At 52.2% G+C, this 14707-nt stretch carries 6 protein-coding genes, 1 tRNA gene and 3 pseudogenes; 6 read left to right on the plus strand and 4 right to left on the minus strand.

Features of this window, described 5'->3' with window-relative positions; all coding sequences use genetic code 11:
* The first annotated feature begins 814 nt into the window (after positions 1-814).
* A complete protein-coding gene (locus AU509_RS00310) occupies positions 815-3595 on the plus strand; it encodes a flavocytochrome c (RefSeq protein ID WP_094117367.1) in 2781 nt (926 codons plus the stop codon).
* A 120-nt stretch (positions 3596-3715) separates the two neighbouring features.
* Positions 3716-4686: pseudogene (locus tag AU509_RS00315) on the plus strand (FAD:protein FMN transferase).
* A 272-nt stretch (positions 4687-4958) separates the two neighbouring features.
* Here AU509_RS00315 and AU509_RS00320 read toward each other — a convergent pair.
* Positions 4959-7174: pseudogene (locus AU509_RS00320) on the minus strand (TonB-dependent receptor).
* Between the two features lie 905 nt (positions 7175-8079).
* Here AU509_RS00320 and AU509_RS00325 point away from each other — a divergent pair.
* From AU509_RS00325 to AU509_RS18355, 3 genes and pseudogenes are all read left to right on the plus strand, one after another.
* Positions 8080-8439 carry a GtrA family protein gene (locus AU509_RS00325; protein WP_094117477.1) on the plus strand — a complete coding sequence of 120 codons (360 nt, stop codon included), beginning with the start codon at positions 8080-8082 and terminating at the stop codon, positions 8437-8439.
* Positions 8436-9347 carry a glycosyltransferase family 2 protein gene (locus tag AU509_RS00330; protein ID WP_094117368.1) on the plus strand — a complete coding sequence of 304 codons (912 nt, stop codon included), beginning with the start codon at positions 8436-8438 and terminating at the stop codon, positions 9345-9347. The genes AU509_RS00325 and AU509_RS00330 overlap by 4 nt, the downstream gene beginning before the upstream one ends.
* A gap of 129 nt (positions 9348-9476) precedes the next feature.
* Positions 9477-10030, plus strand: a pseudogene (locus tag AU509_RS18355) (transposase); the annotation flags it as partial.
* Positions 10031-10067: 37 nt separating this feature from the next.
* Here the strand turns inward: AU509_RS18355 and AU509_RS00350 are convergent.
* Entirely contained in the window at positions 10068-10403 is a 336-nt protein-coding gene (locus AU509_RS00350) for an Arm DNA-binding domain-containing protein (protein WP_409359736.1), read from the minus strand.
* A gap of 164 nt (positions 10404-10567) precedes the next feature.
* Positions 10568-10644, minus strand: a tRNA-Arg gene (locus tag AU509_RS00355).
* Positions 10645-10998: 354 nt separating this feature from the next.
* Between AU509_RS00355 and AU509_RS00360 the strand changes: the two genes are divergently transcribed.
* Positions 10999-13455, plus strand: a complete 2457-nt coding sequence (locus AU509_RS00360) for a DUF3772 domain-containing protein (RefSeq protein WP_094117478.1) — start codon at positions 10999-11001, stop codon at positions 13453-13455.
* Between the two features lie 363 nt (positions 13456-13818).
* Here the strand turns inward: AU509_RS00360 and AU509_RS00370 are convergent, their stop codons facing one another.
* Complete coding sequence (locus tag AU509_RS00370; RefSeq protein ID WP_085652183.1) at positions 13819-14679, minus strand: D-amino-acid transaminase; 861 nt, start codon at positions 14677-14679, stop codon at positions 13819-13821.
* Between the last annotated feature and the right edge of the window lie 28 nt (positions 14680-14707).

A 14707-nucleotide genomic window follows, 5' to 3' on the forward strand; every position in this document is an offset into this window, starting at 1 on the left:
GTATCTCAAATGATCGTGACCTTCAGGCTGTCTCTGCACGGATATTTTGAATGAAGAGGGACCTGTATCTCACGCGTTCGGTCAATGATTCGCATCCTGATATAAGCTGCGACAAGGTTGAATCTCATTAAAAAGCGTGCAATTTACGAATAATCAAACCGGGGACGATCGTGACAGAGACGGATTTTTTTCTAGGTCATCCCCGCAGGGAGAACATTCGTAGAAAGAATGAACAGCAAAAAATGAAGCGTCAGCGTTTATACGATGCTGGCGCCGCACAAGACGGCGAATAGATGTCCTATGTTCCGGGAGGGGGCGTGGAGTGAGTGATGTGATTTTTCCGTCTATCTATCTGTTTTTAATGATTAAAATGTCGATGTGGTTTGCGGTGATGTTTGACTGATGAAGTCAGGAATTCGCCTGACAGAAAGAGCTGCATAAATAATCATCCATAGAAAAAATAACCATCATGGATGAATGGGAATATTTGATGCGTGGGATGTGCGAATAAAAAAACGACAGTTGTATTAGAGAGAATACGTTGAGGAAATAAATGGCGTGTTATTTATTCGTTGATAAAGACCTTACTATTTATAATGTTTTTACATTAAACGTTTTTATTTAAACAGAGTGATAACATAACTGCAAATACTAAATAATTAAGACATTAAAAAAAAGTATTATGACATTAAAAAAACCACATAATAAAAGAATAATAATCGTAGGCAACTAAAACACGAACAATAAAAAAGCAGCCTGCCATTTCCGAATTTAAGAATTTGATAAAAATTTGTGAAAATTAGGTGGTAATTTAATGACAAACATTAACGATAGATTATTGCAGCCGTTCACGTTGCCTAATGGCGTTACCCTGGAAAACCGGGTCGTGATGGCGCCAATGACAACCTGCACTGGCTTTTTTGATGGTTCCGTCACCAGAGAACTGATCGAATACTATCAGGTACGTTCCGGCAAAATCGGCGCGCTGATTGTGGAATGCTGCTTCATTGACGACCGCGGACGAGCTTTTCCCGGCGCGATTGGTATTGACGACGACAACAAAATCGAAGGGTTGTCCAAAGTCGCCAGCGCGGTCAAAGAGCAGGGTTCTAAAGCTATCCTGCAGATCTACCACGGCGGCCGTATGGTCGACCCGAAACTCATCGGCGGTGAATCGCCGGTCGGGCCGAGCGCCGTTGCTGCGCCTCGTCCCGGCGCGCCGACGCCGATCGAACTGACGGCGGATGAAGTCGAAGAGATGGTCGCCAAATTTGGTCGCGCTATTCACCGCGCCATTCAGGCTGGCTTCGACGGCGTGGAAATCCACGGCGCCAACACCTATCTGATTCAGCAATTCTATTCCCCGCACTCCAACCGCCGTGAAGACAAATGGGGCGGCAGCCGCGACAACCGTACACGCTTCCCGATGGCCGTGCTGGATATCGCACACCAGATGAAAGACAAATATGCCGATCCGTCTTTCATCATCGGTTACCGTTTCTCGCCAGAAGAGCTGGAAGAGCCGGGTATCCGTTTTGACGATACGCTATACCTGCTGGAAAAATTGGCCGAACGCGGTCTGGACTACGTTCACTTCTCCATGGGCCATACGCTGCGTCCTTCCATCGTTGACACGGAATCTGCAACTCCGCTGATCGAAAAATATGTCGCTATGCGTTCCGACACGCTGGCGCAGGTCCCGGTTGTGGGCGTGGGCGGCATCGTTAACAAAGCGGATGCCGACGTCGCGCTGGAGCACGGTTACGATCTGGTGGCTGTGGGTAAAGGCTGCATTGCCTATCCGGACTGGATGGACCGCATCACCGCGCAGGAGCATATCGATCTCTATATCGACAGCACCAAGCGTGAAGAGCTGACCATTCCGGAACCGCTGTGGCGCTTCTCGCTGGTGGAGAGCATGATCCGCGACATGAGCCTGAACGCTAAAAAGTTCAAGGTCGGCGTGTACCAGGAGAAGGTGCAGGATAACGATAAAGAACTCATCGTTAACGTCAGCCTGGAAAAAGACCACATCAAAGATATCGCGCTGGACGATACCGCGGGATGGGATGACGAGCTGATCAGCAGCTTTGAAATCATCAGAACGCGTATTCTTGATGCCAATAGCTCGCACGTCGACGCGGTGACCGGCGCTACAGAGCAAAGTGAAGCCATCAAGAAAGCCGTCACCAAGGCGATGACGAAGTCGTTTAAAGAAGCGATTATCGAAGAGGGTGGCAACCCGGACGAAGTTCAGCAGTACGACGTCGTGGTCGTCGGCAGCGGCGGCGCGGGTCTGGCGACAGCCATTCAGGCTGCCGATGATGGCGCTAAAGTGCTGATCGTTGAAAAAATGCCGGTGATTGGCGGGAATACGATCAAAGCGTCTGCGGGGATGAATGCCGCGGAAACGCGTTTCCAGAAAATCAAAGGCATTGTCGACGATAAAGAGCTGTTCTACAAAGAAACGCTGAAAAGCGGCCAGAACAAGAACAACCCCGAACTGGTTAAATACTTCGTTGAACACGCGCACGAAGCCATCGACTGGCTGGCCGATCGCAACATCGAGCTGAGCGACCTGACGACCACGGGTGGGATGAGTGTCGACCGTACTCACCGTCCGGCCAGCGGCGCGGCAGTGGGCGGCTACCTGATCAGCGGACTGGTGAAAAACCTTAACCAGCGCAACATCGACGTGATGCTCGAAACGTCCGTTACCGAAATTTTGCAGGAAGACGGCAAGGTTTCCGGCGTTCGCACCATCAATGACGAAAACGAAGAGCGTGTTATCCCGACGAAAACCGTCATCATGGCGACCGGCGGATTCAGCGCCAACCAGGATCTGGTCGTGAAATACCGTCCGGACCTGAAAGGCTTCGTGACGACCAACCATAAAGGCGCAACGGGTAGCGGGATCACGCTGCTGGAAGCGCTGGGCGCGGATACCGTCGACATGGGCGAAATTCAGATCCACCCGACGGTGGAGCAGAAAACGTCGTACCTGATCTCTGAATCTATTCGCGGCGGCGGTGCCATTCTGGTTTCCCAAAATGGTCAGCGTTTCTTTAATGAATTGGAAACGCGTGACAAGGTGTCTGCGAGCATCATCAATCTGCCGGAAAAATACGCCTATATCGTCTTTGATGATCACGTTAAAGAGAAAAACATGGCGGTCGGCGAATATGTGGCTCAGGGCTTCGTCGAAGTCGAAGACTCTATCGCGGCGTTGGCAGACCGGTTGCAAATGGAACCCGCCGAGCTGACGAAAACCATCGAACGCTTCAACACGTTCGTTGAAAAACAGCACGATGACGACTTCGGCAGAACGACCGCGTTGCGTAACCCGATCAACAAAGGACCGTTCTACGCCATCAAGATCGCCCCAGGCGTTCACCATACGATGGGCGGGGTGGTCGTTAATACCGCGGCCGAGGTGCTGGATAACAATAAAGACGTTATTCAGGGTGCCTACGCGGCGGGTGAAGTGGTCGGCGGCATTCACGGCGCCAACCGTATCGGGGGTAACGCCGTAGCTGATATCATCATCTTCGGTATTCAGGCCGGTAAACAAGCTGCGGCCTATGCGAAACGGTAACGTCGAGTCATCGGGTTCGTAGTCCACAGGCGGGGCAAAGTTGTCAACTTTGCCCCGCCTGCGTTTTAATGGCATCCATCATTAGCGATGTTTTTTCCCTCCAACCGCGACGGTGCTTTTATGACGACGTCTGAAGACAACTCCTTTTCCTATGCCGCCACATTGATGGGAACGCGAATTTCCTTAACGCTCTTTGAGCTGAATGAGGAATTGGTCGTTCAGGCCTTTAAGCGGATCAAACGGCTGGAAGATTTGCTCACGGTCAATCGCTACCCGTCGGAAGTGATGAACATCAACCACGCGGCGGGTCGGCATCCGGTGGCGGTCAGCCCATTGTCTATCAGCTGATCAAACGCGCCTTGCAGGTGAGCCTGCTGGACAACAGTCATTTCAATTTCACCATCGGTCCTCTCGTCAAGCTGTGGAAAATTGGTTTCAGTGGCCATACGGTGCCTGACGCGGCGGACATTCAGCAGCGGCTCGCTCTGACGGATCCGCGCCATGTGATCCTGAACGATGAAGATCGCTCCGTGTTCCTCCTGCAGGAAGGCATGGAGATCGATCTCGGCGCTATCGCCAAAGGGTATATCGCCGACGTGATCAAAGGCTTTCTGCGGCAAAACGGCGTTGAAAATGCACTATTGAATCTGGGGGGCAACGTGCAGGCGATGGGGCGGTCGTTAAACGATCCTCAGGGGCGCTGGAGTATCGGCCTTAAAAAACCGTTCGCTGAGCAGGGGGAGTTGATCGGTGCAATTCACGTGATCGATAAATCCGTGGTGACCTCAGGCACTTACGAGCGCTACTTCACCCTCAATGGCGAGCGGTATCACCACATTCTGGACCCGACGTCGGGCTATCCGCTGAATAACGCATTGGACAGCGTCACCATCGTGTCGGATGAATCCATCGACGGCGATATCTATACCACCTTGATGTACGGTATGGGAGTGAAGGCGGGGATCGCCTATCTGCGAGACTATCCTGGTATTTGCACCATTTTCGTGACGAAAGATCGGCAGATCATTCTGTCGCCAAATCCCAATTACGAGTTTGAACTGCTCGATAGCGGTTATACGGTCGTCGGATAAAAAGGCGGCTGCCGTCGCGGTGATCGCCTATGCCGAAATTCGAGTGGTTGTATTTCGCCATGACCGCGCCCGAAAGGTGTTTTTCGATTCACCGGCTGGATCGTTTCCGTTGTCGTCAGAGAAAAAAGAGGATTGAGCGGATGTGCGTTAACGAGACATCGGTATCGGTTTAATGACGGCAAAAAACCGAGAACGCTTTCTGATGCTGAGAAACAAAAAAAATCCCGGTTTTCATCTCTGAATGTCGGGATCTCGGGGAGGCGGACAGGGCGTTAGAAGTCGTAGCTCATGGAGACCTTGAGCGTACGCGGTTCGCCTTCAAAGACGTACACGCCATAGTCCTCGACGCCAGACCAGTACTTCTCATTGGTCACGTTGTTCAACGCGACGCGCCAGACCATTTCGTTCTGATCCTGATTGACGCGCGTCCGGTAGCGCAGACCCACGTCCAGCGTGGTGTAGCTATCGAGCTTTTTGGTGTTCGCCGCATCGGCATATTGTGAACCGGAGTGATTCAGCTGCGCCGTCGCGGTCAGACCGTCCACCGGTTTGATGTCATATTCCGCGCCCACTACGCCGTAAAAACGAGGAACCCCGATGGCGTCATTGCCGTTGTTAGCGCCGTTAGCGGTTTTGGTTAACTCAGGATCCAGCCAGACCGTACTGGCGTTCAGCCGTACGCCCAACACCGGTTCGCCAAAGACGCTCAGCTCCAGACCGCGGTTACGTTGCTCGCCGTCTACGCTATAGCGGTTGCTGGCGCTATCGAGGATGGCCGACGGTTTTTTAATTTCAAACAGCGACATTGAACCGCCCACGCGACCCATATCGATCTTGACGCCCACTTCATTTTGCTTCGAATGGATAATACCGGTGCTTTGTCCCGCATTGGCCGCCGTATCGGGCGCGATGCTGCCGGGTTGCAGGCCTTCTGTATGGTTTGCATACAGCGACAGCTGCTCCCACGCTTGTAGACGACGCCATAGGTCGGCATCCAGCGGCTTTCGGTAAAGCGAGAGTCCGCGTCTTCCTCGCCGGTGGCGTTACTGTAGTTACGCACCACCACTTTTTGGTGACGTCCGGCGACGGTGAACAGTAGTTGGTCATTCAACACGCCGAGCGTATCGCTCAGCAACACGCCCTGCATACGTGAGCGGCTCGTGGTGAGCGGATCGGCGTAGTGTCCGCCCCACAAGGCGTTGTCCGGCATAGCGACGTCGCTGTTGTGATAAATGTTGGTGGTCGGGTTGGCGAACGACATGCCCCAGGCGGTGCGCGTGCGCTGAGTTTGCGCGGAGTAGCCCACATTAACGCGATGCGACACGAAGCCGGTGTCGAATTGGCCGCGCAGCCCGGCCATGCCGCTGAAGTCATCGATGATGTTATTGGTGTCGAGGCGAGACGCGGTCGCATCGCCATTGTCGCTGGTCAAGGTGGGCGAAGAGTAGGTGCCCATTTCATTGGCATGCTGTCCGCCCAGAGCGGCGTAAGTTGTCCAGCTATCATTCAGATCAAACTCGGCGCGAGCCATTCCGAACTTGTTGGAGATATCGCTGTAAGCCCACTTTTGTGAGTAGTTGCGGGTATTGCTCGGGACGGCGGGGATGTCGTTCAGGCCGCTGATATTGATGCCTGTTTCGCTGCCGTGGAACGTTTTTTTCTGGTAGCCCAAATCCAACGACGTTCGGAAGCGGTCGCCGCGATAATCCAGCCCCAAAGAGGCCAACGTGGTACGACGTTTATCGTCATCCACGGCCGCTTCCCCTTCGCGGTGAACCACATTCATGCGGACGCCGAATTGATTGTCATCGCCGAAACGACGACCCAAATCCAGACTGCCGCCCACCTGAGATGAGGAGGTGTAATCGACGCCTACGCGAGTGGTCGGCGTGTCTTCCGCGCGTTTGGGTTCCAGATTGATCATGCCGCCGACGGCGCTGGTGGCCGCTCCGTTCACCAGTGAATTGGCGCCTTTGAAGACTTCTATGCGGTCGAGCATCTGAGTATCGACCACCTGACGCGGCACCACGCCCGCAAGACCGCCCATGGTCATATCATCGCCGTCCAGCTTAAAGCCGCGAATCCGATACGTTTCCGCCACGTTGCCGTAACCCTGAACCGCCTGCACGCCCGCATCGCTGTGGAGCAGCTCGGCAACGGTTTTCGCCTGCTTGTCCTGCACCATTTTGGCGGTGTAGCCCACCACGTTAAACGGCACATCCATGGCCTTCTGTTCACCGAGCATCCCCAGACGCCCACCGTTCGCGACCTGACCCTCCAGATAGGCGGGGACCAGCGCATCGCCGCCGGGCCGGAAGTTCTCCGCCTCGCTCGCCTGCACTACGATCGTATCTTTTGAATCGGTGTTGGCATTGGTGTCAGTCTGGGTCGGTGTCGTTGCTGCGGTAGCAGTCTGAGCAAGAGAGCCTACCGCCAGAGCCAGCAAGGTTTTACGTAATGGCGTGGATGTGTTTTTGACGTTATACATAGTTCGCTTAACTATAGAGAAAGGTGGAAATGGCAAATCCCGTTTCCGGGGCGATTTTTATTGATTCAACATCGCAGGCCGGGTTGCGATGACCTGAATGTGGGTACGATTCAGTTCTCTAAATTCGAAACCGTGCGGAATATCCGGCTGATCTCTAGTCTGCCTTCGATAGCTCCCTTAGCTCCCTTGATGATTTCATGTACGACAGAAGCGCATGTCCGGTATGACCCTGTTAGGCGGCCGAGATCTGGGGGCAAAGCAAGGCGGATGTCTTTGTGCTTTCCCTTCCGGCGCTAGCGCGTCTAATTGGCAACGTTAACCACTCACTTTTCCTGATCCATGTCGTGCTCATTGGCTTGAAAAAATCTCGAAAAGGGTGACTCGCACTTGCGTCGACTGCCGCGCCAGCGTTATGAAGCACCCTCTCATGCAGGTCTAAACCGCTTCTGTTTGCCGAGCCACGCTTGGCTGAATCGCTGTCAGCGCAAGACAGAGCACAAAAAATCGTAATTAAAAATAAGAACTATACGCATCCGTGTTACGCAATCAAGGGATTTGTGGAAACTAGGGGGAAGCGGTGGAGGGAGAGGCTGCTGTGGAAATAAGCTGTGGGGAAAGAGAGATGAGTATCCATACGTCCACAGTGCTATTGGTATTACAGTAGGAGGCTACTAACCACAAAAAGATATCGTTATGCTCACAATAATCCGTGAACTCCTGATATTGCGTATCCTCTTGGAACCACATTAGGTGTGAAAACACTCGGATTGTCTACATGATAAACACTTTCTTCTTGCTAATTATTCTTTGAATACCCTTTTTCACATGTCTTAACATTACCTTGATCATCCCTGCTACTGATGCCAGAATTTGCCCCACTAATTTACAAAATATTACCGGTTGCTATGCTCAAAATCTTTGCGCGGTACATGTCCGTCGGTGTTTTGAATACGCTGTTGCATTGGGCTGTTTTTAGCGCTCTTTATATGTCAGGTCAAAAGCAATCTCTATCAAACTTCACCGCTTTTTGCGTCGCTGTGACCTTCTCATTCTTTGTCAACGCCCGTTGGACCTTCACTGCTGAGGCCACGCCAGCCAGGTATATGTTGTACGTGGTGTTCATGGGGGCGCTTGCTGCGCTTATTGGGTGGTTGGCCGATGTGGTGAGATTGAATCCAATGGGTACGCTCATTGTGTTCTCAGCTATTAGCCTGATATGTGGTTTTATCTATTCACGTTATGTGGTTTTCAAGGTTAGAAAATGAAAATATCTCTGGTAGTGCCCGTTTATAACGAGGAAGAGGCTACTCCCATTTTTTATGAAACGGTCAGAGGGTTTACTCCTTTTAAGAACTTGCAGGTAGAAATTGTCTTTGTTAACGACGGTAGCTCTGATAGCACTGAAACAGTGATTCGAAATCTTGCCAAGCAAGATCCGCTGGTGACCTGTATTTCATTTACCCGTAACTTCGGTAAAGAGCCTGCGTTATTTGCTGGACTAGAAGCCTCAACAGGGGACGCCGTTATTCCTATCGATGTCGATCTGCAAGACCCTATCGATATCATCCCTGCAATGATTGAAAAATGGCAAGCTGGAGCAGATGCCGTATTGGCCAAGCGTTCGGATAGAAGTTGCGACGGTCGATTAAAAAGAAATACTGCCGCTCTGTTTTACAAGCTTCACAATCGGATCAGTCACCCAAAAATTGAAGAAAATGTCGGTGATTATCGTCTGATGTCGAGAGAGGTTGTGGAGAACATTAAACTGCTGCCTGAGCGAAATCTTTTTATGAAAGGCGTCCTCAGCTGGGTCGGCGGCCGAGTGGAAGTCGTTGAATACACTCGAGCTGAGCGTGTGGCAGGGAAAACAAAGTTTAATGGCTGGAAGCTTTGGAATCTGGCTTTAGAAGGGATTACTTCTTTTTCCACGTTTCCGCTGAGAATGTGGACTTATATAGGTTTCTTTGTTGCGGGGTTGTCATTTTTATACGGGATCTGGATGATCATTGATAAAATTATTTGGGGTAATGCTGTTGCAGGTTATCCATCCATACTCGTGTCAATTCTTTTCTTAGGTGGTGTGCAGCTTATCGGCATTGGTGTGCTAGGTGAGTATGTAGGCAGAATTTACTCTGAGGTTAAGAACCGTCCTCGTTACGTAGTAAAAAAGTAGTGATAATTACTATCCTATCTGGTGACCCTGACCCAAAATCCTGCGCCATTCAGAAACAGAATTCCGGCATGATAAACACTCCCTGAACGGAGGTGGTGCCGATGAAAAGATCACGATTCTGAAGAGCAGATTGTTTTTGCCCTCAAGCAGGCTGAGCTGGGGACCTCTGTACCGGACGTCTGCCGCTAGCTGGGTATCTCTGACGCCACTTTTTATGCCTGGCGCAAGAAATACGGCGGGATTTCTCCTTCGGAACTCAAACACATGCGGCAGCTGGAAGAAGAGAACCTCAGGCTGAAGAAGCTAGTGGCTAACCTGAGCCTCGATAAGGCCATGCTACAGGACGTGCTGACAAAAAAGATCTGACGCTGGCACGTCTGCGCGAATGGGTCAGGGATTTGCAAGCCCGTTACGGAGCCAGCGAGAGGCAGGTTTGCTTTGCGCTACGCGTCAGTCGCAGCTCATTCCGCTATCGTTCTGTGGCCGCAGACGACAGCGCGCTGCGCTTACGCATTCGGGAGATCACCGAAACCCGGGTGCATTACGGTTACCGCCGGGTACACGTGATGCTCAGGCGGGAAGGCTGGCGTGATAACCAAAAACGGATCTACCGGCTATACAGCGAACAGGGACTATCGCTGCGATTCAAACGTCCACGCCGCCATGAATTCGCCCAGCGGCGTTAACCGCAGCCTCAGGGGCTTGTAGTCCCTCCGGTTTTTAGTACCACCGCCAATGAGGATCTCCGGCCAGTTTTTGCCTCGCATAGATAACGGGTGGCACATCACCCAGTGAGCTATGTGGACGTTCTGGACTGCCCCCACCTTCTGACAAGAGTTTCTTAGCTTCAGAACGTTTGATCCTTGCTTCAGCGAGTGTGAGCAATGGATATGTGCCGAAGGTAACTCGTTTTTCTTTACCTACTATCCTATATTTTAGCCTCCAACTCTTTGTTCCATTTGGAAAAATCTCAAGATACATCCCACCACCATCGGCAAGCTTGTATGATTTTTCCTTAGGCTTAGCAGAGTCAATTTGTCGTGCTGTCAGCTTCATATGGGGGCATCCAGTTGATTGAACCTAGCAATGCCCCTTATCCTGCCCCCAATCAGAATAAGAACGCAATAGGTGACCTTGGACCAAGCTGGACCACAGAGAAGTGTTATATTCTGATTTGAAAGGAAAAAGTAGACTAGAAAGGATGTTAATAGAAGAAAAGATGGTACGCCCTACAGGATTCGAACCTGTGACCTACGGCTTAGAAGGCCGTTGCTCTATCCAACTGAGCTAAGGGCGCCTTGGGAAGAGAGATTGCGATGTGCCGCAACCAATAACAAGTGGGCTGGATTATACCCACCCCCCTCGGTGAGTCAACGACTTGGCGGCCGATTTCGGCCAGACGGCGATTCCCTGTACAGCCTGGCGCCGTGATCGCTTTCTGCGAGCTCACCGCGAGATTTTTCGAGCCTCATCGCAAAAAGCCCTTTTTCGTTTCATCGTGAACCTTAGCTAGCGCGATAAGATGCGCAATTACGGTCTCCTCTGATTGGAACTTTGCCCTACTTTTGTACTATTGGATTACACTTTAGCCAGTCTGGTGTGGGTGTATGGATATCCGCCGTCTCTGATGAACCTGGGAACCTTTCGCTATATGCCAACTTTATTTTCCGTATTGATGCGTGTTTTTTTGTGTGCGGTTTTGGTCTTGCCGATGGGATATGGCGTGGCGGCGGAGACGGCATCTCAATCTGCACAGGCAAATGGCGAGTCTGACGTCAATGTTGATGCTGAATTGGTCCAACTGCAGAAACAGTTGGACAGCATCAAGCAGCAGGTCTCGGGGGTGAACAACGACAGCAAGTTCGGCGACCTGAACGATCAGACTCAGCAATTGATCAGTAAAGCGGACGAACTCTCGGCGATTGTGACACCGCTTCGTTCACAAATGCAGTCGCAGCTTAATGTGCTGGGACCAGAACCCGATTCCGGATCTGCGCTCAATGAAACCAATGAGGTGACGCATAAACGCAACAGCCTCAATCAGAAAAAAGCCAATCTGGATTCTCAGTTAGAACAAATACAGGCGCTGCACGCCAGCGCGGCCAATCTCTCGACGCAAATTGTCAACCTGCGACGCAACGCCTTAAAAACCCAGTTGGCGCTCGACTCGGGCAGCCTTTTTGGCGCCCGATTCTGGTCGCCGATTGTGAACCCACAGCCGGAGGACGTAAGCCGCCTATCCTCGTTTTCTGAGCAGGTGGCAAGTGCCTTCAACGGCGCGTGGAGCGCAGATTGGCGTTGGGGGTCGGCGATATTTCTGCTGGTTGCGCTGGCGCTGGTGACGTTGGGCGGCAAGTATCTGGAAAAATATCTAGCTTGGTTGGGGATTCATAAGCTGCCGGAAGGGCGGTTGCGACGGAGCTTTCTGGCGACAGCGACCGTCATGTCTACCGTGCTGACGATCGGGATTGCCGCTAATCTGGTCGACTATACCTTTACGCGTCATGATATCGCCTCTGATCGTGTTGCCTCTTTTATGGATACGTTGGTACGCCTGACGGTGTTCTGCTCAATGATTGCCGGATTGGGGAGAGCATTCCTGTCCAATCAGCGGCCCTCATGGCGTCTTCCCGCGATTTCCAATCCGGTCGCGAAGGCGATGACGCCGTTTCCGGTGATTGCGGCGTTAATCATTCTGATATTCGGGATCATCGAACAGGTGACCATTACGATGGGCACTACGGTCGCGGTCACGATTGTGGTCAATGGACTGGCGACGCTCTTCCTGGCATTGACGACGGGTATGGTCGCGCTGAGAAGCAATCAGATACGGCGTCAGATGGTGGCAACTGGTGAGCAACCGGAAGCGCGTTCCACGCTTTCAGGGATCATTCATCTGGCGGTTCTGCTGACGACCTTTGCCGTGTTGGTTTCTCTGGTCATCGGTTATATCTCTCTGGCGCGTTTTTTGATCTACGAACTGGTATGGATAGCGATTGTATTCTCCTGCCTCTACCTCTTTTCCACGCTGGTGTCCGATACGTGTGAAAGTTTGTTTTCACCGAATAACCTCAGCGGTCAGCGCATCAAAAGCTCCCTTAATCTCGATGATCGTCATCTTTCGCAGGCCACGGCATTACTCTCTGCCGCAGGTAAAGTCTTCCTGATTTTAATGGCCGCCGTTGCCTTGCTGAATGGGACGTTTGGCACCACAACGCCGCTGGAGCTGATGCAAAAAGCGCTGGACATCTGGGGTGGAAAAGGGCTGGAAAACCTGCGCATCGTTCCTGCAAGATTAGTGGACGCGCTGATTTTTCTCGCGATTGCCCTGTACGCCATGCGTTCTTCACGGCGTTGGCTGGAAAATGATTTTCTGCCGAAAACCACGCTGGATCGTGGAATTCGGGCGTCGATGGTTACCATGTTCAGCAACGTCGGCTATATCATCATCATCCTGCTGACGCTGGCTACCCTCGGCATTCAGTGGAACAAGTTGGCGTGGATCGTCAGCGCGCTGTCGGTGGGGATCGGCTTCGGTTTGCAGGAGATAGTGAAAAACTTTATCTCAGGGGTGATTTTGCTGACGGAGCGTCCGGTTAAAGTAGGCGATCTGGTTAATATCAGCGGCGTCGAAGGGGATATCCGGCGCATCAATGTCCGCGCGACGGAAATTCAGCTCAGCGACCTGTCGACGGTCATTGTGCCCAACTCGCAGTTTATCTCGCAGAACGTGCGCAATATTACGATGGGCAATGCGCTCGGCGTCGCGACGCTGGCGTTGTCTTTCCCGCTGGACACCGACCCCGATGAGGCCCGGACGATTCTGTTGGACTCCTATACCGAGCACGAAGGGATTTTGACGAGTCCCGCGCCTTCCGTCACATTCAGTCAATTAAGCGCAAACGGCATGGTGCTCAGCGTGACAGGGTACGTCAACAGTCCTCGTCTGGTGGCGAGTGTGAAAAGCGACCTGCTATTCGAAATAATCAAACGGCTGCGTGCTGCAAGCATTCCGCTGGCGGTGCCTCAACGCATGGTGCTGGAGAATGCGCAGAATACATCAACCGTCGTCCCGCCTCTTCTGGGCGATGATGTGCCGCGAACCTAAAGGGACTTGCGGGCTAAGGATCCGTTAAGGAAGGGGGCACAGATACGTGCGGTTGGATGTGTCGATGAAATGAAAAAAAGCTGGCGGGCTTCCCCTAAACAGGAGGCAGTGTGCTGATGTGCTGATGTGCTGATGTGCTGATGTGCTGATGTGCTGATGTGCTGATGTGCTGATGTGCTGATGTGCTGATGTGCTGATGTGCTGATGTGCTGATGTGCTGATGTGTTGATGTAACAGCTTTCCAACTGGATGGCGGTAGGTCATGACAGACAGTTTGGAAAGGGTAAGCCGACAGACGCTACGTCATAGGGTCATATGTCGTGTCTCTGTCGGCTTCGAGAGGCTATCTCAAACGCTCTGCGTTTAGCGTGTTTGCTGCTTAACCATGTCGATATAGATGTCACGCAGACGACGTGTAATCGGGCCTGGTTTGCCGTCGCCAATGGTGCGGTCATCAAGCGTGACCACCGGCAGAACGAAGGTGGTGGCGGAGCTGATAAACACCTCTTTAGCGTGATAGGCTTCTTCCGGCGTGAAAAGTCTTTCTTCCAACTGGATGCCATCCTGCTCCGCCAACTGCAAGATAGCCTTGCGGGTGATGCCGTGCAGGATGTCGTTGCTGAGAGGGCGGGTCACCACCGTATTATCGTGCAGCACGATATAGCAGTTGCAAGAACTCCCTTCCGTCACAAAGCCATTCTCCACCATAAAGGCATCTTCGGCGTTGTGCGCATGGGCAAATTCTTTCGCGAGACAGGCCGCCAGCAGACTTACGGTTTTGATGTCGCGGCGATGCCAACGAATATCCGGGCAGGTCACCACTCTTAGCCCGCGCTCTGCTACCGGGTTTTCCAACACCGGTCGAGCCTGAGTAAAGAGAACCAGCGTCGATTTCACGTCGGCGCCGGGAAAGTGAAAATCACGATCTCCCGCGTTACCGCGCGTCAATTGCAGGTAGATAGCGCCTTCCTGCATCTGGTTTTTTTCGATTAACGCCTGATGAATATTTTTGAGCTCTTCAACGCTGACCGGCAGCGTCAGCGATAGCTCTCGACAAGAGCGCTGGAGCCGGGTCATATGACCATCGAACTCGGCCAGTTTGCCGTTGACTACGGCGGTCACTTCATAGACGGCATCCGCGAACAGAAAACCGCGGTCGAACACGGAAACAGACGCTTCCTGCTCCTGCACATAGCGGCCGTCAACATAAACAAGACGTTGCATTACAACACTCCTCTAACTCGTCATTTAG

The organism is Lonsdalea britannica (genome assembly GCF_002111595.1).
Taxonomy (GTDB): domain Bacteria; phylum Pseudomonadota; class Gammaproteobacteria; order Enterobacterales; family Enterobacteriaceae; genus Lonsdalea; species Lonsdalea britannica.

Excerpts from the sequence above, each read along its gene's own strand:
- AU509_RS00310 (WP_094117367.1), top strand. The coding sequence starts at position 815 with ATGACAAACATTAACGATAGATTATTGCAGCCGTTCACGTTGCCTAAT.
- AU509_RS00325 (WP_094117477.1), top strand. The coding sequence starts at position 8,080 with ATGCTCAAAATCTTTGCGCGGTACATGTCCGTCGGTGTTTTGAATACG.
- AU509_RS00330 (WP_094117368.1), top strand. The coding sequence starts at position 8,436 with ATGAAAATATCTCTGGTAGTGCCCGTTTATAACGAGGAAGAGGCTACT.
- AU509_RS00350 (WP_409359736.1), bottom strand. The coding sequence starts at position 10,403 with ATGAAGCTGACAGCACGACAAATTGACTCTGCTAAGCCTAAGGAAAAA.
- AU509_RS00360 (WP_094117478.1), top strand. The coding sequence starts at position 10,999 with ATGCCAACTTTATTTTCCGTATTGATGCGTGTTTTTTTGTGTGCGGTT.
- AU509_RS00370 (WP_085652183.1), bottom strand. The coding sequence starts at position 14,679 with ATGCAACGTCTTGTTTATGTTGACGGCCGCTATGTGCAGGAGCAGGAA.